This is a genomic window from Streptomyces sp. MMBL 11-1, assembly GCF_028622875.1.
GTDB lineage: Bacteria > Actinomycetota > Actinomycetes > Streptomycetales > Streptomycetaceae > Streptomyces.
Map to the genome: position 1 here is coordinate 6,916,860 of NZ_CP117709.1, position 16,399 is coordinate 6,933,258.

Sequence of the window (16,399 nt, forward strand, 5' to 3'; positions counted from 1 at the left end):
GACTCCAGCACGAAGTCCGGCCGGCTCTCGGCCGAGGTCCGGCCGGGCCCACTCGATCGTCAGGGGCTCAGGTCAAGTTGGGCCGCAGCCACTTCTCCACCTCGGCCTGCTCGCAGCCGCGACGGGCGGTGTAGTCGGCGAGCTGGTCCCGCCCGATGCGGCCGACGCTGAAGTAGCGCGACGCCGGGTGCGCGAAGATCAGTCCGCTGACGCTGGCGGCCGGGGTCATCGCGTACGACTCGGTCAGGCCGATCTGCTCGGACTCGGCGTCGAGCAACCGGAACAGCTCCTGCTTCTGGGAGTGGTCGGGGCTTGCCGGGTAGCCGAGCGCGGGCCGGATGCCGCGGAAGCGTTCCGCGTGCAGGTCCTCGAGGAGCGGGTCGGCGTCGGGCTCGAACCACTCCCGGCGCGCCTTGAGGTGGACGTACTCGGCGAACGCCTCGGCGAGCCGGTCGGCGAGGGCCTTGACCATGATCGCGCGGTAGTCGTCGTGCTCGGCCTCGTACCGGGCGGCCAGCGTCTCGGCGCCGTGGACCGAGACCGCGAAGCCGCCGAGATGGTCGCCCGACGGCGCCACGTAGTCGGCCAGGCAACGGTTCGGCCGGCCCATCGGCTTGACCGTCTGCTGGCGCAGCATCGGAAACGTGACGTCGCCGACCACAATGTCGTCGCCCGCGGAGTGCGCCGGCCAGAAGCCGTACCGGCCGCGTGCCCGGAAGGCGTCACCGGCCACGATCTCGTCGAGCATGGCCTGGGCGTCGTCGTACAGCTCACGGGCCGCGGGCTCCTTGAGGACCGCCGGGTACTTGCCCTTGATCCCCCAGGCGAGAAAGAGGAACTGCCAGTCGATCAGCTCACGCAGCGAGGCGATCGACGGCGACACGCTGCGTGCCCCGGTGAACTCGGGCGTCGACAGCTCGGAGAAGTCCACCGACTCGTGGTTGGCACGGGCCTCGGCGAGGCTCAGCTGCGCCGCGCGCTGCCGGTTCGCGTGCTGATCCCGCAGCCGTTCCTGCTCGGCGCGGTTGGCGACGTCCAACTCGGCCGCCCGACCGGCGTCCAACAGGTTCGACACGACTCCCACCACGCGCGACGCGTCGAGGACGTGCACGGTCGAACCGTCGTACTCCGGCGCGATGCGCACCGCCGTGTGCTGCTTCGACGTGGTCGCGCCGCCGATGAGGAGGGGCAGGGTGAGCCCGCGCCGGCGCATCTCGCCGGCGACCGCGACCATCTCGTCGAGGGACGGCGTAATGAGGCCGGACAGGCCGATCGCGTCGGCGTTCTCGGCGATGGCGGTCTCCAGGATCTTCGCCGCGGGCACCATCACCCCGAGGTCGATGACCTTGTAGTTGTTGCAGCCGAGAACCACGCCGACGATGTTCTTGCCGATGTCGTGGACGTCGCCCTTGACGGTGGCGAGCACCACCTTGCCCTGGCCGTGTCCGGAGGCCTTCTCCTTCTCCATGTACGGCTCGAGGTGCGCGACCGAGCGCTTCATCACCCGGGCGCTCTTGACCACCTGCGGCAGGAACATCTTCCCGGAGCCGAACAGGTCCCCGACGACCTTCATGCCGTCCATCAACGGCCCCTCGATGACATCGAGCGGCCGGCCGAACAGCTGCCTGGCCTCTTCGGTGTCCTCCTCCACGAAGTCGACGATGCCGTGCACCAGCGCGTGTGACAGACGCTCCTGGACCGAGCCCTCGCGCCACGACAGGTCGACGGCCCGCTTGGTGGCCGATCCGGTGACCGTGGAAGCGAAGGACACGAGGCGGTCGGTGGCGTCCGCGCGGCGGTCGAACAGCACGTCCTCGATGAGTTCCAGGAGATCGGCCGGGATGTTCTCGTAGACGGCGAGCTGGCCCGCGTTCACGATCCCCATGTCGAGGCCGGCGCGGACCGCGTGGAGGAGGAACACCGAGTGCATGGCCTCGCGCACCACGTCGTTGCCCCGGAAGGAGAAGGACAGGTTGGAGATGCCGCCACTGATCCGTGTGCCCGGGCACCGCTGCTTGATCAGCGGCAGGGCGTCGAGGAACGCCTTCGCGTACCCGTTGTGCTCGGCCATGCCGGTGGCCACGGCCAGCACGTTGGGGTCGAAGATGATGTCCTGCGGCCTCATCCCGACCCGGTCGACCAGCAGGTCGTAGGCCCGGCCGCAGATCTGCACCTTGCGTTCGGCGGTCTCCGCCTGCCCCTGTTCGTCGAAGGCCATCACCACGACGCCGAAGCCGAAGCCACGGATCTGCCGGGCCTGGGCGAGGAAGGCCTCCTCGCCCTCCTTCAGGCTGATCGAGTTGACGACGCCCTTGCCCTGCACGCACCGGAGACCGGCCTCGATCACGCTCCACCGCGAACTGTCGATCATGATCGGGATGCGGGCCACCTCGGGCTCGGTCGCGATCAGATTCAAGAAGGTGGTCATCGCCTGCTCGCTGTCGAGCAGATCGGCGTCCATGTTGACGTCGAGCAGGTTGGCGCCGCCACGGACCTGGTCCAGAGCGACATCGACGGCGGCCTGGTGGTCGTCCGCCTCGATCAGTCGGCGGAACTTCGCCGACCCCGTGACGTTGGTACGCTCGCCGATCATCACGAAACCCGTGTCGGCACCGATCTCGAACGGTTCCAGGCCGCTGAACCGGGTCATGGCGGGCCGCTCGGGCAAGGGCCGTGGGGTGCGGCCCCGCACGGTGGCGGCCACCTGCTCGATGTGTTCCGGCGTGGTGCCGCAGCAGCCGCCCACGATGTTGACCAGGTCGTCCTCGGCGAACTCGCCGATCAGCCGGCCGGTCTCCGCCGGACTCTGGTCGTACCCGCCGAACGCGTTCGGCAGACCGGCATTGGGGTGGCAGGCCACGTAGGCGTCCGCGATCCGCGCCAACTCGGCCACGTACGGGCGCATTTCGGCCGCGCCGAGCGAGCAGTTCACCCCGACCACCAGCGGCTCGGCCCGCTCGATCGACTGCCAGAACGCCTCCATGGTCTGGCCCGACAGGGTGCGCCCACTGAGGTCCACGATGGTGGCGGACAGCCAGAGCGGCAGCTGGGGAGCGGCCTCGCGGGCGGCGGCGAGCGCGGCCTTCGCGTTGAGCGTGTCGAAGATCGTCTCGATCATGAGCAGATCGACGCCGCCCTCGGCCAGGGCGGAGATCTGTTCCGCGTAGGCCGACTTGACCTGATCGAAGGTGACGGCCCGATACGCCGGGTCGTCCACCCGCGGCGACATCGACAGGGTGACGTTCAGCGGGCCGACGTTGCCCGCCACGAACCGGCCGCCGGCCTCGTTCGCCGCCTGCCGGGCGATTCGCGCGCCCTGCAGGTTCATGTCGCGGACCAGGTGTTCCAGGGCGTAGTCGGCCTGCCCGATGCTCGTCGCCGTGAAGGTGTTCGTGGTGACGATGTCGGCACCGGCCGCCAGGTACTTGCGGTGCACATCCAGGATCAGGTCCGGCCGGGTCAGATTGAGCAGGTCCGGGTCACCCGTCACATCACGGGTGTGCGACGCGTCGATGACGTCCCCGCGGAAGTCGGCGGGCTTGAGGTCGAGTCCTTGGAGCAAGGTGCCCGAGGCTCCGTCCAGGACCAGAATGCGCTCGCTCAGCATCCGTCGCAGAGCGGCGGTACCCCCGTCGCCCCGGTCGCTGTACACATCCATTGCCGACACCTCCGTCACATTCCCGGAGGCGCCCTTGTCGGATCGAAGCATGAGCCGAGCGTGGCGGGCTGAGCCCGTTGCAGCGCCTCTCGGCTCCCGAGATCCTATCGAATCATCTGATGCACCAGAAGACCAGGCTGACCGGCGCGGTTGCGGCCACTGAGCGCGAACTGCCGCCAGGGCGCCGCTCTCGTTGCCGATTCGGGGCCGCCGGGTCTCCTACCGTCCTTGCTCATTGGTTGTGTCGACGGTCATGCGCGAGGTGAAGATCGGTGAGCGCTCTATTCGATGATGCGGACGGCGAGTTCCTCGTCCTGGTGAACGCGGAGAAGCAGCACTCGCTGTGGCCCGCGCTCGTCGACGTGCCGGCGGGCTGGGAGACCGTGCGGGGGCGTGACACCCGGGAGAACTGCCTCGACTACATCGAGAAGCACTGGACGGACATGAGGCCGGCGTCCCTTGTCGCCGCCATGGAAAAGGAAGCACACAGCTGAATGCGTGTGCGCGGGGCATATGGGCGGGGAGGAACAGGTGATTGTTCGTCGACTTGACGAAGCGCTGTCGGTCGACTGGGGCAACGGCGTGAGTCGCCGTCTGCTGCTCGAGTCCGACGGCATGGGCTTCACGGTGGCCGACACCATCGTGAACGCTGGTACCAGTTCACGTCTTCAGTACCTTGACCATCTTGAAGCGGTCTACTGTATTTCCGGAACCGGCGAGATCACGGAGCAGAGCGGCGTGGTCCATCCCATCGGGCCCGGAACCATGTATGCGCTGAACGAACACGATGCGCATTCGATCACCGCGCATGCGGAGCAGGACCTGCATCTCGTGTCCGTGTTCTTTCCCGCCTTGCGCGGGCCGGAGCGGCACGACGTCCGGTCCACTGCCTATTCGAGCTACTGACCGGCACGGGCCGTTCTCGACACGAAGGAGAAATCTGATCCATGACCGCACGCGACGACTTTACTCTGGTGGATCTGAGCCACAAGATCTTCGCTGGGATGGAGACCTATCGAGGGCTGCCCGGGCCTGAGATATCCACACATCTGAGCCGTCAGGAATCTCGCGGTCACTATGCGCCGGGTACGGAATTCCACATCGGTCGGATCTCCATGGTCGGAAACACCGGCACCTATGTGGACAGTCCCTTCCACCGTTTCGAGAACGGCACCGACCTGGCGGACCTGCCGCTCGAGAGGCTGGCGCACCTGCCCGCCCTGCGTATCAGCGTCGACCCGGTGAAGCGCGCCATCGAGGTGGCCGACCTCGAGAAGTACGAGGTCTCCGGCCGCGCGGTCCTGCTGCACACCGGCTGGGACCGGCACTGGGGTCAGGAGGAGTACTTCCACGGTCACCCGTATGTCACCAGAGCGGCAGCCGTCTGGCTGGTCGAACAGGGCAGCAGCCTGGTCGGAATCGACAGCCTCAACATCGACGACACCGACGACTCGGAGCGCCCCGCGCACACCACGCTTCTCGACGGCGGAGTTCCCATCGCCGAGCACCTGACGAGGCTGGAACTGGTCCCTGAAGACGGAAGTCGCTTCTCGGCGGTGCCGGCCCCCGTCGCCGGTTTCGCGACGATGCCGGTACGCGCGTACGCCCTGGTGCCCGCGGCGGAGTGATGCCTGCCTGCTGGGCGAAGTCGGGAATGCCGGCCTCTCAGAAGTGGCCGGAAGATGAGGGACTAGGGAGCCTGTAATGCCCAAAGTGGCGGTGCTGACGAACGACCTCCAGTACGATCTGGTCAACAAGGACGAGGAACGCAAGGCCGTGGTTGGCGCGGTCATCCCGAAACTGGCCGCATTCTTGGACACGTTGCGTTCGCTTGACGTCCTCGTCGTCCATCTCCAGCTGATCAACCGCCCCGACGACCCGCGGGCGGAGCGTTACGACGGATGGCTGCCGGCGACCGAGGACTCTCCCGGCAACGCGGTGCTCGCCGAAATCGTGGCCGATGGCGACCTCATGGTGCGCAAACATCAGGCGAGCGGTTTCTTCGGAACCGATCTGGACGAGCAGCTTCGCAAGGCCGGGGTCTCCGACCTGATCGTGGTCGGCATGCATACGCAGATCTGCGTCCAGACCACGGCGGCGGACGGCTTCTTCCGGGGCTACAACGTTGTCGTACCCCGGGAGGGTGTTATTTCCATGCGGCAGGAGGATGCGCAGCGGGCGCTCGACTGGATCGCCTCCTTCTGCGGTGGTGTCACCGATATGGAAGATGTCGTCGACCGGGTGCGCGCGGGTCGACTTCACGACCTCATGCCGACCCCGGCTTCTTGAAAGAAGGCCGAGCCGATGTCCAACGAAACAATCAAGCTCGACCACGGTGCCGGCGGAGGGATGAGCCACGAGCTCATCAACGACGTCATCGCGAAGACGCTCGGTGACGTCTACACCGGGCTCATGGAGGACAGCGCGGATGTCCCCCTCGACACCGCCCGCATCGCGATCACGACGGACTCGTTCGTGGTCAATCCGCTGTTCTTCGGCAATGGCGACATCGGCAAGATAGCCGTCGCCGGAACGGTCAACGACCTGGCGGTTTCCGGGGCGAGGCCCCGCTATCTCACCCTCGCCCTCATCATCGAGGAGGGGTTCGCCATTTCCGACCTGGTCCGTGTGCTGGAAAGCGTGCGGGCCACGGCGCTGGAGGCCGGCGTGCTGATCGTCGCGGGGGACACCAAGGTGGTCCACCGGGGTGAGGCGGACGGGCTCTACATCAACACCGCGGGTGTCGGTCTGCACGACCGCCCGGAGCTGAAGCTCAGCTCGCGCGGCATCCGGCCGGGCGACGGCGTCATCGTCACCGGAAACCTCGGCGACCACAGCGTGCATCTGCTGTCGTTGCGCGAGGGCCTCGGCTTCGAGACGAGGGTGCTCAGCGACTGCGCCCCGTTGAACGGGGTGCTCGCCGATCTCTTCGACAGGTGCGGAGCCGGAATCCGATGCGTCCGTGACGTCACGCGTGGTGGACTCGGAACCGTGCTCAACGAGTTCGCCTCGGACTCCGCCGTGGACATCCAGCTCGAGAGTTCAGCCCTTCCCGTCCGGCACGAGACGCGCATGGCGGCCGACATGCTCGGTGTGGACGTGATGTACCTCGCCAACGAGGGCGTGCTCTGCGTCGTCGCCGACCCCGCCGCGGTGCCAGGCGTCCTGGAGGTCCTGCGCGACCACGAGGTGACGGCCACGTCACGGCTGGTCGGAGAGGCGATCGCCGGCGACGGGCGGGTGTGGCAGCAGGACGAGCAGGGGGCACGCACCTCGGTCGACCTGCTGTACGGCGCCCAACTGCCCCGTCTGTGCTGATCATGTCCGGACAGCGGCTGCTACGCCGAAGGATGAGCGTGAGCGGTGTGGTCCAGGGCGTGGGGTTTCGGCCCTTCGTCCACCGCATCGCGACCGAACGAGGTCTGGGCGGCTGGATCCGCAACGAGAACGGCGGGGTCACCCTCTGTGCGGAGGGGACCGCCGAGGCGGTCGCGGCGTTCACGGAGGCCCTGCGTACCGAGGCCCCGCCGTTGGCGGTCGTGGAGGACTGCGACTTCACCGACGAGCTCATCAGCCGCGCGGAACGGGAGTTCCGCATCGAGCAGAGCGTGGCCACGGGGCGGCAGCGGGCCTCCGTACCCGCCGACACGCACGTGTGCGACGCGTGTCTGGCCGAGCTCATGGACCCCGACGACCGGCGCTTTCGCTATCCGCTCATCAACTGCACCGACTGCGGTCCGCGCTTCAGCATCATCAGGGACACCCCCTACGACCGCCCGCTGACCACCATGGCGGACTTCACCATGTGCCCGGTCTGCCAGGCCGAGTACGACTCGGTGACCGACCGGCGGTTCCACGCGCAGCCCAACGCCTGCGCCACGTGCGGCCCACGGGTCACCCTGTCCGGGCACGACGGGGCCGGCCGGGACGAGGACGACGCCGTCGAGGCGGCGGCGAAGCTGCTGGGCGACGGGGCCGTCGTCGCCGTGAAGGCCCACGGCGGCTACCAGTTGATGGTCGACGCCCTCAACGACGAGGCGGTCGAGCGGTTGCGCCGCCGCAAGGAGCGGGGCGGCAAGGCCTTCGCGGTGCTCGTCAAGGACACGTCCGTACTCAAGGAGTACGCGTTCGTGTCCGACGCCGAAGCGGCCGCCCTCGAATCCCCGGCGCGGCCCATCGTGTTGGTGCGCGCCAGGCCCGATTCGGCGATCTCCCGGCATGTGGCGCCGGGGCTCGGCACCCTGGGCGCCATGCTGCCGTCCACCCCTGTGCAGCACCTGCTGCTCGCCTCGGGCCTGTCCGTGCTCGTGGCGACCAGCGGCAACGCCCCGGGCGAGCCGATGGCGACCACCGCCGCGGCGGCGCGGCGCGACCTGGCGCAGGTGTGTGACGCCTACCTGGAACACGACCGGCCGATCCAGTCACGCGTCGACGATTCCATCGTGCGCGTCGTCGATCTGCCCGACGGCCCGCGACGGCAGGTCATCCGGCGCGCGCGGGGCCATGTCCCGGCGTCGATCACCACGCCGGTCCCGGTGCCCGCCGTGCTCGCGCTCGGCGCCGAGCTGAAGAACACCGCCTGCCTGGCAGCCGGGCGCCAACTCGTCCTCTCCCAGCACATCGGTGATCTGAAGTCCGAAGGGAATCTTCAGTTCCTGAGCGAGGCGGTGACGCATCTGCGCGCGCTCACGGGGATCGAACCGGAGGCGGTCGCACACGATCTGCACCCCGACTTCCGCAGTACCAAACTGGCCGCCTGCCAGGGGCTGCCCATGATCGGCGTACAGCACCATCACGCCCACATGGCCGCCTGCATGCTCGACAACGGCTTGGACGAGCCGGTCATCGGGGTCATCTTCGACGGCACGGGGCTCGGCACCGACGGCACCGTCTGGGGCGGCGAGTTCCTCGTGGGCGACTACCGGGGGTTCGAGCGAAGGGGACACCTCGGGCAGTTCCGCCTGCCCGGCGGCGACAAGGCGGTGACGGAGCCGGACCGGGTGGCGGTGGCGCTCCTGGAGGCCGCGTTCGGCGCGGACGCCGTCGGACTCCTCGACATCGCAGGGCTCCGGGGCAGGGACCGGGGCGAGCGCGAGATCCTGCTCAAGATGGCCGCCCGCGGGGTCAACTCCCCCCTGACGTCGAGTGCGGGCAGGCTTTTCGACGGCATGTCCGCGCTGCTGGGTGTCTGTTCCCGGATCGGCTACGAAGCCGAGGCGGCCATCAGACTCGAGGAGCTGCTGGACGGCGACCACGGCGCCACCGACCCATGGCCGACCGTGCTGTACGCCGCCGAGGACCGGCACGTCGTCGATGTGCGCCCCTGGGTACGGGCCGTCGTCGCATCCGCGGGGTCGCTCGACGCGGCCGAGGTGAGCCGACGCTTCCACGAGAGCCTGTCCCACGCCGTCGTCGAGGTGTGCGCGCGGCTGCGGCGCGAGGCCGGCCTTGACGCCGTGGTCCTGAGCGGGGGCGTCTTCCTCAACCGGTACCTGTCGGAGCGGGTCGCGCACCTGCTGTCCCAGGCCGGATTCCGTGTCTACACGCACCAGCGGATCCCCATGACCGACGGCGGCATCTCGGCCGGTCAGGCCATGGTCGCCGGGGCGCTGCTGCGAGAGCGGGCCGACGCCGAGCGGCTCGTCACCGGTTGATCTGTTCGACTCAAGGATGGTCCTTGTCATGACACTTGCCCGCATCGCGGGAACCCCCCGGATTCCGCACGAGGAGATCCTGTGCGGTCTGTGCGCCGAGGTCCTGAACCTGGACGTGGTGTTCGGGCACGAGAACTTCGTCGCGCTCGGCGGCGACGCGGAGGCCGGGACGCGGCTGCTCGACGCCGTGCGTGCGGCGCTGCGGTGCGACGTGAGCCTGGAGGAGCTCCTTCAGGCACCGTCCCTGGCAGCCGTCGCCGCCCGCCTCGCCCCGCCTCGCCCCCGGGTCCCGGGGAGGACGGCGGCGGGGGAGTGGACGTCCTCGTCGCTCGCCTTCTGGCGCCGCGCACTGGAGGGCATGCCGCAGGCGCTCGAACTGCCCGCGAACCGCCCTCGGCGGAGCACCGCCGCACAGCGCGCCGAGAAGGTGCCGATCACGCTGGACGCCGCCTTGCACGCCCGGTTGGCGGGACTCGCCAGATCGCGGGGAGTGACGCTCTTCATGCTGCTCCAGGCCGGTCTGGCCGCCTTGCTGACGAGGCTGGGGTGCGGGGAGGACGTCCCGGTCGGCACCCATGTCGCCGGTCGTACGGACGAGGCGGCGGAGGACGTCGTCGGCGCCCTCGCCGACACGATGGTGCTGCGCACGGACACGACGGGAAACCCCACCTTCACCGAGTTGCTCGCCAGGGTGCGGGACTGGGACCTCGACGCTTTCGCGCACCGGGACGTCCCCTTCGACCGACTGGTCGACGAGATGCGCGCCACGCGGTCGTCCTCCCGGCACCCGCTGTTCCAGGTGCTGTTGGACGTCCATCGCCACAGCACCGCCCAGGGGCGCACAGCCGGCCCCGACGCACGTCCTGAGGCCGTGGACACCGAGGGCCCCCGGTACGACCTGGCCTTCGACGTCCACGAGAGCTTCCGGCCGGGCCACGCCCCGGACGGCATGACCGGCACACTCACGTACTCGGCCGATCTCTTCGACCAGGAGACGGCGCTGTGGCTGGTCCGCCGGTGGGTGTCGGTGCTCGGACAATGTGTGGACCGGCCGGACGTGAGGCCCGCGGATCTGGACGTCCTGGACCGGCAGGACGTGCGGCGGCTGCTCGTGGAGGGGAACGGCACGGGCACCCAGCACGCGGCGGACTCCCTCATCCACGAACTCTTCGAGGCGCAAGCGGCGTCGCTGCCCGATCACGTCGCCTTGACGCACGGCGACGCGTGGTTGAGCTACGCCGAACTCAACGCGAGGGCCAATCGCCTCGCGCACGCCCTGATCGCACGAGGCGCGGGCCCGGAGCGGCTCGTCGCCCTCGGCATGAGCAGGTCGATGGACCTGGTGACGTCGATTCTGGCGGTTCTGAAGGCGGGCGCCGCCTACGTCACCGTCGACCCGTCCCTGCCCGGCGAGCGGGTCCGGCTGATGCTCCAGGAGGCGGATCCCGCCCTCCTCGTCACGGTCGACGCGTGGCACTCGGGAGTCTTCGCGGGCCAACAGGTGCGGAGCCTGGTACTCGACGACGCACACGTCCAGGAGGAGCTGCGCTCACAGCGCGTGCACAATCCGGGCGACGCGGACCGCAACGGCCCCCTTGCCAGGGAGAACCTGGCCTATGTGTTCTACACGTCCGGCTCGACGGGCCGGCCGAAGGGCGTCGCCGTCACGCACACGGGCGTGAGCAGCCTCGCGTCGACCGTCCGGGAGAGGTTCGCGCTGGGACCCCACTGCCGGGTGCTGCAGTTCGCGTCCTTCATGTTCGACATGTCGGTGTGGGACCAGTGCATGAGCCTGTTCAACGGCTGCACGATGGTGCTCGTCGAGGACGACCGCCGGGTGGGCCCGGACCTCGTGGACCTCATCACGGAATGCGGGGTCACCCATGTGACGCTGCCGCCCGCCGCGTTGGCGTCCATCCCGGAGGACTGGGAGTTCCCGCCCGACCTGGTGCTGATCACCGGTGGTGAGGCGCTGTCGGTCGAGGACTTCCGGCGCTGGTCGAAGGTGGCGACCGTGCACAACTCGTACGGTCCGACGGAGACGACGGTGGTCTCCACCCTGTGGAGCGGCACGGAGGACGGCGTCGGCACGACGGTCCCCATCGGCGGCCCCATCCACAACACCGCACTGTACGTACTCGACGAGCGGATGCGCCTGGTGCCGCCTGGGATGATCGGCGAGCTGTACATCGCGGGGCCCGGAGTGGCGCGCGGGTACATGGCGCGCCCGGACCTCACCGCCGAGCGGTTCGTGGCGGACCCCTTCGGCGCCCCCGGGACCCGGATGTACCGCTCCGGAGACCGGGTGCGCAGGCGCCGCGACGGCGTCATCGAGTTCTGCGGCAGGAACGACGGGCAGGTCAAGATCCGAGGCTTCCGGGTCGAACTGGGCGAGGTCGAGGCCACGGCCCTGAACCACCCCCACGTTCGCGGTTGCGTCGTGATGCTCCGCGAGGACAGGCCGGGCGACAAGCGTCTCGTCGCCTACGTCGTCACCGACTCCTCCTCGACCGATGTGCCGGAGCTGCGGCGGCACATGCGCGGCAGGCTGCCCGAGTACATGGTGCCGGCGGCGTTCGTGCTCCTCGACGCCCTGCCGCTGGCGCCGAACGGCAAGGTGAACCGACGGGCACTGCCCAAGCCGGAGTTGGCCGGCTCGCTGGCGACCGGAGCGGTGGCCGGGGCTCGAAGCAGAGGAGAGACATGATCCCCCCGTCGTACGGCCGGCAGGTCACCCGGCCGGAGCGGCCGACAGGCCGGGCCGAGACCCTCACGGAGCCGGAGGGCGCCCGGAACCACGGCCCCTCGCTCGGTGTCCTGTTCGAGCGACAGGCGGATGCGCGGCCGAACGCGGTCGCTGTCGACTCGGGCGGCGAGCGGATGACGTACGCCGCACTGGACGCGCGGGCCAACCGGCTCGCCCACCATCTGCGGCGGCAGGGAGCCGTCCGCGGCACCGTCGTCGGGATCGGTGACGGTCCGGGCCTGGACGCGGTGGTGGCGCGACTGGCCGTGGTGAAGGCGGGAGCCGCGTACGTCACCGTGGATACCGGCGGCGATACGGCACAGCCGCTCGTCCCACCCCGGTTCCCGGTGAGCGTCGGTGTGGTGCTCGGCCGCGGAGCCGATCCGGCGCGCCTCCGGGGGCGACTGCCCGCGGGAGTACGCCTGATCGCGCTCGACGACGACGCGGCCCTGATCTCCGCCGAACCCGACACGCGGCCCTCGTCCTGCGTGAGCGGCCTCGACGTGGCCTGCCTGGTGCCCCGTCGAGCCCGCGACGGTCAGGCCCTGTGGGAGCTGGTCCCGCACCGTGCCGTGGCTCACCGCCTCTCCGGTCCGTCGTCCCCGGGCCCCGACGCCGACGCCGACGCCGACGCCGACGCCGACCGATCGTGGAGCGGGACGCCCCAGCCGGAAGGCCGCGGGGTGGACCGCTGGTGGGCGGCGCTGCTGCGCGGCGGGACGTGCACGGTCGCGGACGACACCGATCGGGCCGCCGAGCCACCGCACGAGGACCTGTGGCCCGTCCACCGCCCGGCCGGGGTGGGCGGTGCCTTCGTGCTGGACAGCCGCCTGAGACTGCTGCCCCCTGGTGTGGTGGGAGATCTGTACCTGGCCGGCGAGGGGCTGGGCTACGGATACGGTGACCGGCCCTCGCTGAGCGCGGAGCGCTTCGTCGCCCATCCCCTGGGCGCCTCCGGCCAGCGGATGTACCGCACCGGCGAACGGGCCCGCTGGCGGTACGACGGCTCCGTCGAGCTCGTGCCGCGGGACGCCGAGCCCCGGCCCGAACTGCTGCTGCCGGCCAGCGTGGGGGGAGCGCCCGCAGCTCCAGCCGCGCCGCGTACCTCGCGGCAGGAGATCCTCTGCGGCATCTTCGCCGACATGCTCGGACGGGAAACGGTGGGCGTCCATGACGACTTCTTCGACCTGGGCGGCCACTCGATCCTCGCGGCCCGGATCGCAGGCCGCGTACGCACCCTCTTCGGCGTCGAACTGGACCTGAGCGCCGTGTTCCGGGGCCCGACCGTCGCACAGCTGGACGCCAGGATCAGCCGGTCCGAGCAGGTGCGGGCCGTGCTGCGGCCCGTGGAACCGCGGCCGGCCCTGCTCCCGGCGTCACCGGGCCAGCAGGGCCTGTGGATGGTGGACCAGATCCAGGGCCCGAACGCCTCGTACAACATCCCCACCGCGCTGCGGCTCCAGGGCGCGCTGGACGCCGGCGCGCTCGAAGCGGCCGTGAACGACCTCGTCGTACGGCACGAAGCGCTGCGCACGACGTTCCGCAACCACGACGGCGCCCCCCACCAGCACGTCGTCCCCGAGCCCGAGGCCCGTGTCCACCTGGAGCGTTCCTCGTGCCGGCACGCCGAGCTCCCGGACTTCCTGGCGGCGTTGGCCGGCCGGCCCTGCGACCTGGGCGACGGACCACTGATCCGGGCGTTCCTCGTCTCGCTGGACCCCGATGAGCATGTGCTGCTGCTGCTCATCCACCACATCGTCTCCGACGGCGCGTCCCTGGATCCGCTCCTCGGGGACCTGTCGACCGCCTATGCGGCGCGACGCGAGGGAGCGGCTCCGCGCTGGGACCCGCTGCCTGTCCAGTACGTCGACTACGCCTTGTGGCAGCGCGAGTTGCTCGGCTCCGAGGAGGACCCCGACAGCGTGCTGTCGCGCCAACTCGACTTCTGGAGAGGCACACTTGCCGGGCTGCCCACGGAACTCGACCTGCCCGCCGCACGGCGCAGGCCCGAAACCCCCTCGTTCAGGGGCGAGCTGGTCCCCCTGACCGTCGGAGCCGACCTGCATCGCAGGCTCGTCGCCCTCGCCCGCCGGCAGGGCGCGACCATGCTCATGGTGCTCCAGACGGGCCTCGCGGCGCTGCTGTCCCGGCTCGGCGCCGGGACGGACGTCCCCGTCGGCACGGTGGTCAGCGGCCGGACGGACGAGGCGCTCGACCAGCTGATCGGGTTCTTCACGAACACGCTGGTGTTGCGTACGGACCTCTCGGGCAACCCGACGATCACCGAACTCCTGGACCGGGTACGGGCGACGGACCTGGCCGCCTTCGCACACCAGAACGCGCCCTTCGAGCGCCTGGTGGAGCTCCTCAACCCGGAGCGGGCCGCGGCACGGCACCCGCTGTTCCAGACGATGCTCGTACTGCAGGGGCGCGGGCAGCCCCAGCCGGACTGGCCGGACGTACAGGTCGAGCCGTTCGAAGTCGGCAACGAGACAGCCAAGTTCGACCTCTCCCTGTGGCTGCGCGAGGACTACGTCGACGATGTCCCCGCAGGGCTGAACGGCTCGTTCGAGTTCTCCGTCGACCTCTTCGACCGCACGACGGTCGAGGATCTCGCCACCCGCTTCGTACGTGTTCTGGAAGCGATGGCCACGGCCCCGGACACCCGTCTCGCGCAGGTCGATCTGCTGTCCGCGGAGGAGCGGCAGGCCGTGCTCGCGCTCAGCGGCGCCTCGGCGGACGTACCGGCGACCGGGCGGATCCACGAGCTGTTCGAGGCCCGGGCACGGCTGCACCCCGACGCGATCGCGACAGCACACGGTGACCGACAGCTCCGCTACGGTGAACTGAACGCCCGTGCCAACCGGTTGGGACGCCACCTGGTCGAGACCGGCGTGACACGGGGGATGTCCGTCGGCGTCTGCCTCGAGCGCGGTCCCGACCTGGCCGTGGCGGCCCTCGCGGTCCTCAAGACCGGCGCCGCCTGCGTCCTCCTCGATCCGACGCTCCCCCCTGAGGACATCGCCCGGGTGCTCGACGTGACGGCCGCCCGGCATCTCGTCGACCGGGCCGGTGACGCGACGGGCGTACGATCCGGGACGACCGTGAGCCTGGACCAGGACGCCGCGGCCATCGACGCGCGCTCCGCCGCGAACCTCGACATCGGCGGCCACTTCGGCGATCCGGCGTGTGCGACGGTCACCGCGGTGGCGGCGGGCGGGAAGCCGGAGGTCGTTGTGGCCTCGCACCTGGCCGTGGTGGGCACATGTGCCGCGCTCGGCCACCACGCGTTCGGTCCGGACGACGTGTACCTGCCGTGTTCGCCCCTGTCGGAGCAGACGTTCGTCACGGAGCTGTTCGGCGCGCTGCTGCATGGCGCGCGGTGCGTGCTGGACCCCGGACAGACCCCCGGTCCCGCAGCCGTCGAACTCCTCGTGGCGAAGCACGGGGTCACGGTCCTGCGGCTGCCGGAGAGCCTGTTCGCCCGGCTGCTCGACGAGCGTCCGGCGGCGCTGGGCGGAGTGCGGTACGTCCTGACCGGCGCACAGGACACGTGGGCCGCTCGTCTCGCCGAGGCACTGCGGGACTTCCCGGACCTGCGTGTGCTCAGCGGTTACGGCCCCGCGGAGAACACCGGCCTCACCACCTGCCATGAGGCGGTGGCCGAGGCACCGGAGGGGTCGCCCGTACCGATCGGCGTGCCGGTGACGAACCAGCGCGCCTACGTGCTCGGCCCCGGCCTGGAACTCGTCCCGGTCGGAGCCGTCGGCGACCTGTACGTGGCCGGAGTGGGGCTGGCCCTGGGCTATGCGCATCGACCCGCCTTGACGGCCGAACGGTTCATCGCGAATCCGTACGGCACGCCCGGCGAGCGCATGTACCGCGCGGGGCGGCTCGCGCGCCGAAGGGACGACGGCGTCCTGGAACTCGTCGGTCCGGTGGGCGGGCGGAAAGGGGCACCGGACCCCGGGGCGCTGCCCGACGGGGGAGCCCCCGGTGCGTCCGCCGAGGCGGAGGACAAGCCGCGAACGGAGCGCGAGGAACTGCTGTGCGCGCTGTTCGAGGAGGTCCTCGAGGCCGTGGGTGTCGGCGTCCACGACAACTTCTTCGACCTGGGCGGCCATTCGCTGCTCGCGTCCCGCCTGGTGGTGCGGATCCGGAGCCACCTGGGCATCAAGGCGTCCGTCGGCGATGTCATGGCGGCCCCGACGGTGGCGGGTCTGGCCGAACGACTGGAGCAGGCTCCCAAGGTCCGGCCGCGCCGCAGGAGTACGACACCGAGCTGACGGGCCGGTTCGCGGACCCGCCGAAGCCACTGCGGAGGAGGGGCGTCCTGGAGCA

The 16,399-nt window shown here is 70.2% G+C and carries 9 protein-coding genes and 1 riboswitch; of the genes, 8 read left to right on the forward strand and 1 reads right to left on the reverse strand.

Going from position 1 to position 16,399, the window contains the following annotated elements:
• Positions 1-67: 67 nt before the first annotated feature.
• Entirely contained in the window at positions 68-3,658 is a 3,591-nt protein-coding gene (gene metH, locus PSQ21_RS30615; protein ID WP_274034548.1) for a methionine synthase, read from the reverse strand.
• A 19-nt stretch (positions 3,659-3,677) separates the two neighbouring features.
• Positions 3,678-3,755, reverse strand: a riboswitch (S-adenosyl-L-homocysteine riboswitch).
• A 175-nt stretch (positions 3,756-3,930) separates the two neighbouring features.
• Between metH and PSQ21_RS30620 the strand changes: the two genes are divergently transcribed.
• From PSQ21_RS30620 to PSQ21_RS30655, 8 genes are all read left to right on the forward strand, one after another.
• Positions 3,931-4,152: an MbtH family protein gene (locus PSQ21_RS30620; RefSeq protein WP_274034549.1), complete on the forward strand. Its 222-nt coding sequence runs from the start codon at positions 3,931-3,933 to the stop codon at positions 4,150-4,152.
• Positions 4,153-4,189: 37 nt separating this feature from the next.
• A complete protein-coding gene (locus PSQ21_RS30625) occupies positions 4,190-4,564 on the forward strand; it encodes an ectoine synthase (protein WP_274034550.1) in 375 nt (124 codons plus the stop codon).
• Between the two features lie 41 nt (positions 4,565-4,605).
• Positions 4,606-5,286: a cyclase family protein gene (locus PSQ21_RS30630; protein WP_274034551.1), complete on the forward strand. Its 681-nt coding sequence runs from the start codon at positions 4,606-4,608 to the stop codon at positions 5,284-5,286.
• A gap of 76 nt (positions 5,287-5,362) precedes the next feature.
• Positions 5,363-5,947: a cysteine hydrolase family protein gene (locus PSQ21_RS30635; protein ID WP_274034552.1), complete on the forward strand. Its 585-nt coding sequence runs from the start codon at positions 5,363-5,365 to the stop codon at positions 5,945-5,947.
• A 15-nt stretch (positions 5,948-5,962) separates the two neighbouring features.
• On the forward strand, positions 5,963-6,976 hold the full coding sequence (gene hypE / locus PSQ21_RS30640) for a hydrogenase expression/formation protein HypE (protein WP_274034553.1): 1,014 nt from the start codon (positions 5,963-5,965) through the stop codon (positions 6,974-6,976).
• A gap of 32 nt (positions 6,977-7,008) precedes the next feature.
• Entirely contained in the window at positions 7,009-9,312 is a 2,304-nt protein-coding gene (gene hypF / locus PSQ21_RS30645) for a carbamoyltransferase HypF (RefSeq protein ID WP_274034554.1), read from the forward strand.
• 28 nt (positions 9,313-9,340) lie between these two features.
• The gene (locus PSQ21_RS30650; protein WP_274034555.1) at positions 9,341-12,019 is read left to right on the forward strand and encodes a non-ribosomal peptide synthetase; all 2,679 of its coding nucleotides are present in this window, start codon (positions 9,341-9,343) and stop codon (positions 12,017-12,019) included.
• A complete protein-coding gene (locus PSQ21_RS30655) occupies positions 12,016-16,344 on the forward strand; it encodes a condensation domain-containing protein (RefSeq protein WP_274034556.1) in 4,329 nt (1,442 codons plus the stop codon). Before PSQ21_RS30650 ends, PSQ21_RS30655 begins: the two co-directional genes overlap by 4 nt.
• The last annotated feature ends 55 nt before the right edge of the window (positions 16,345-16,399 follow it).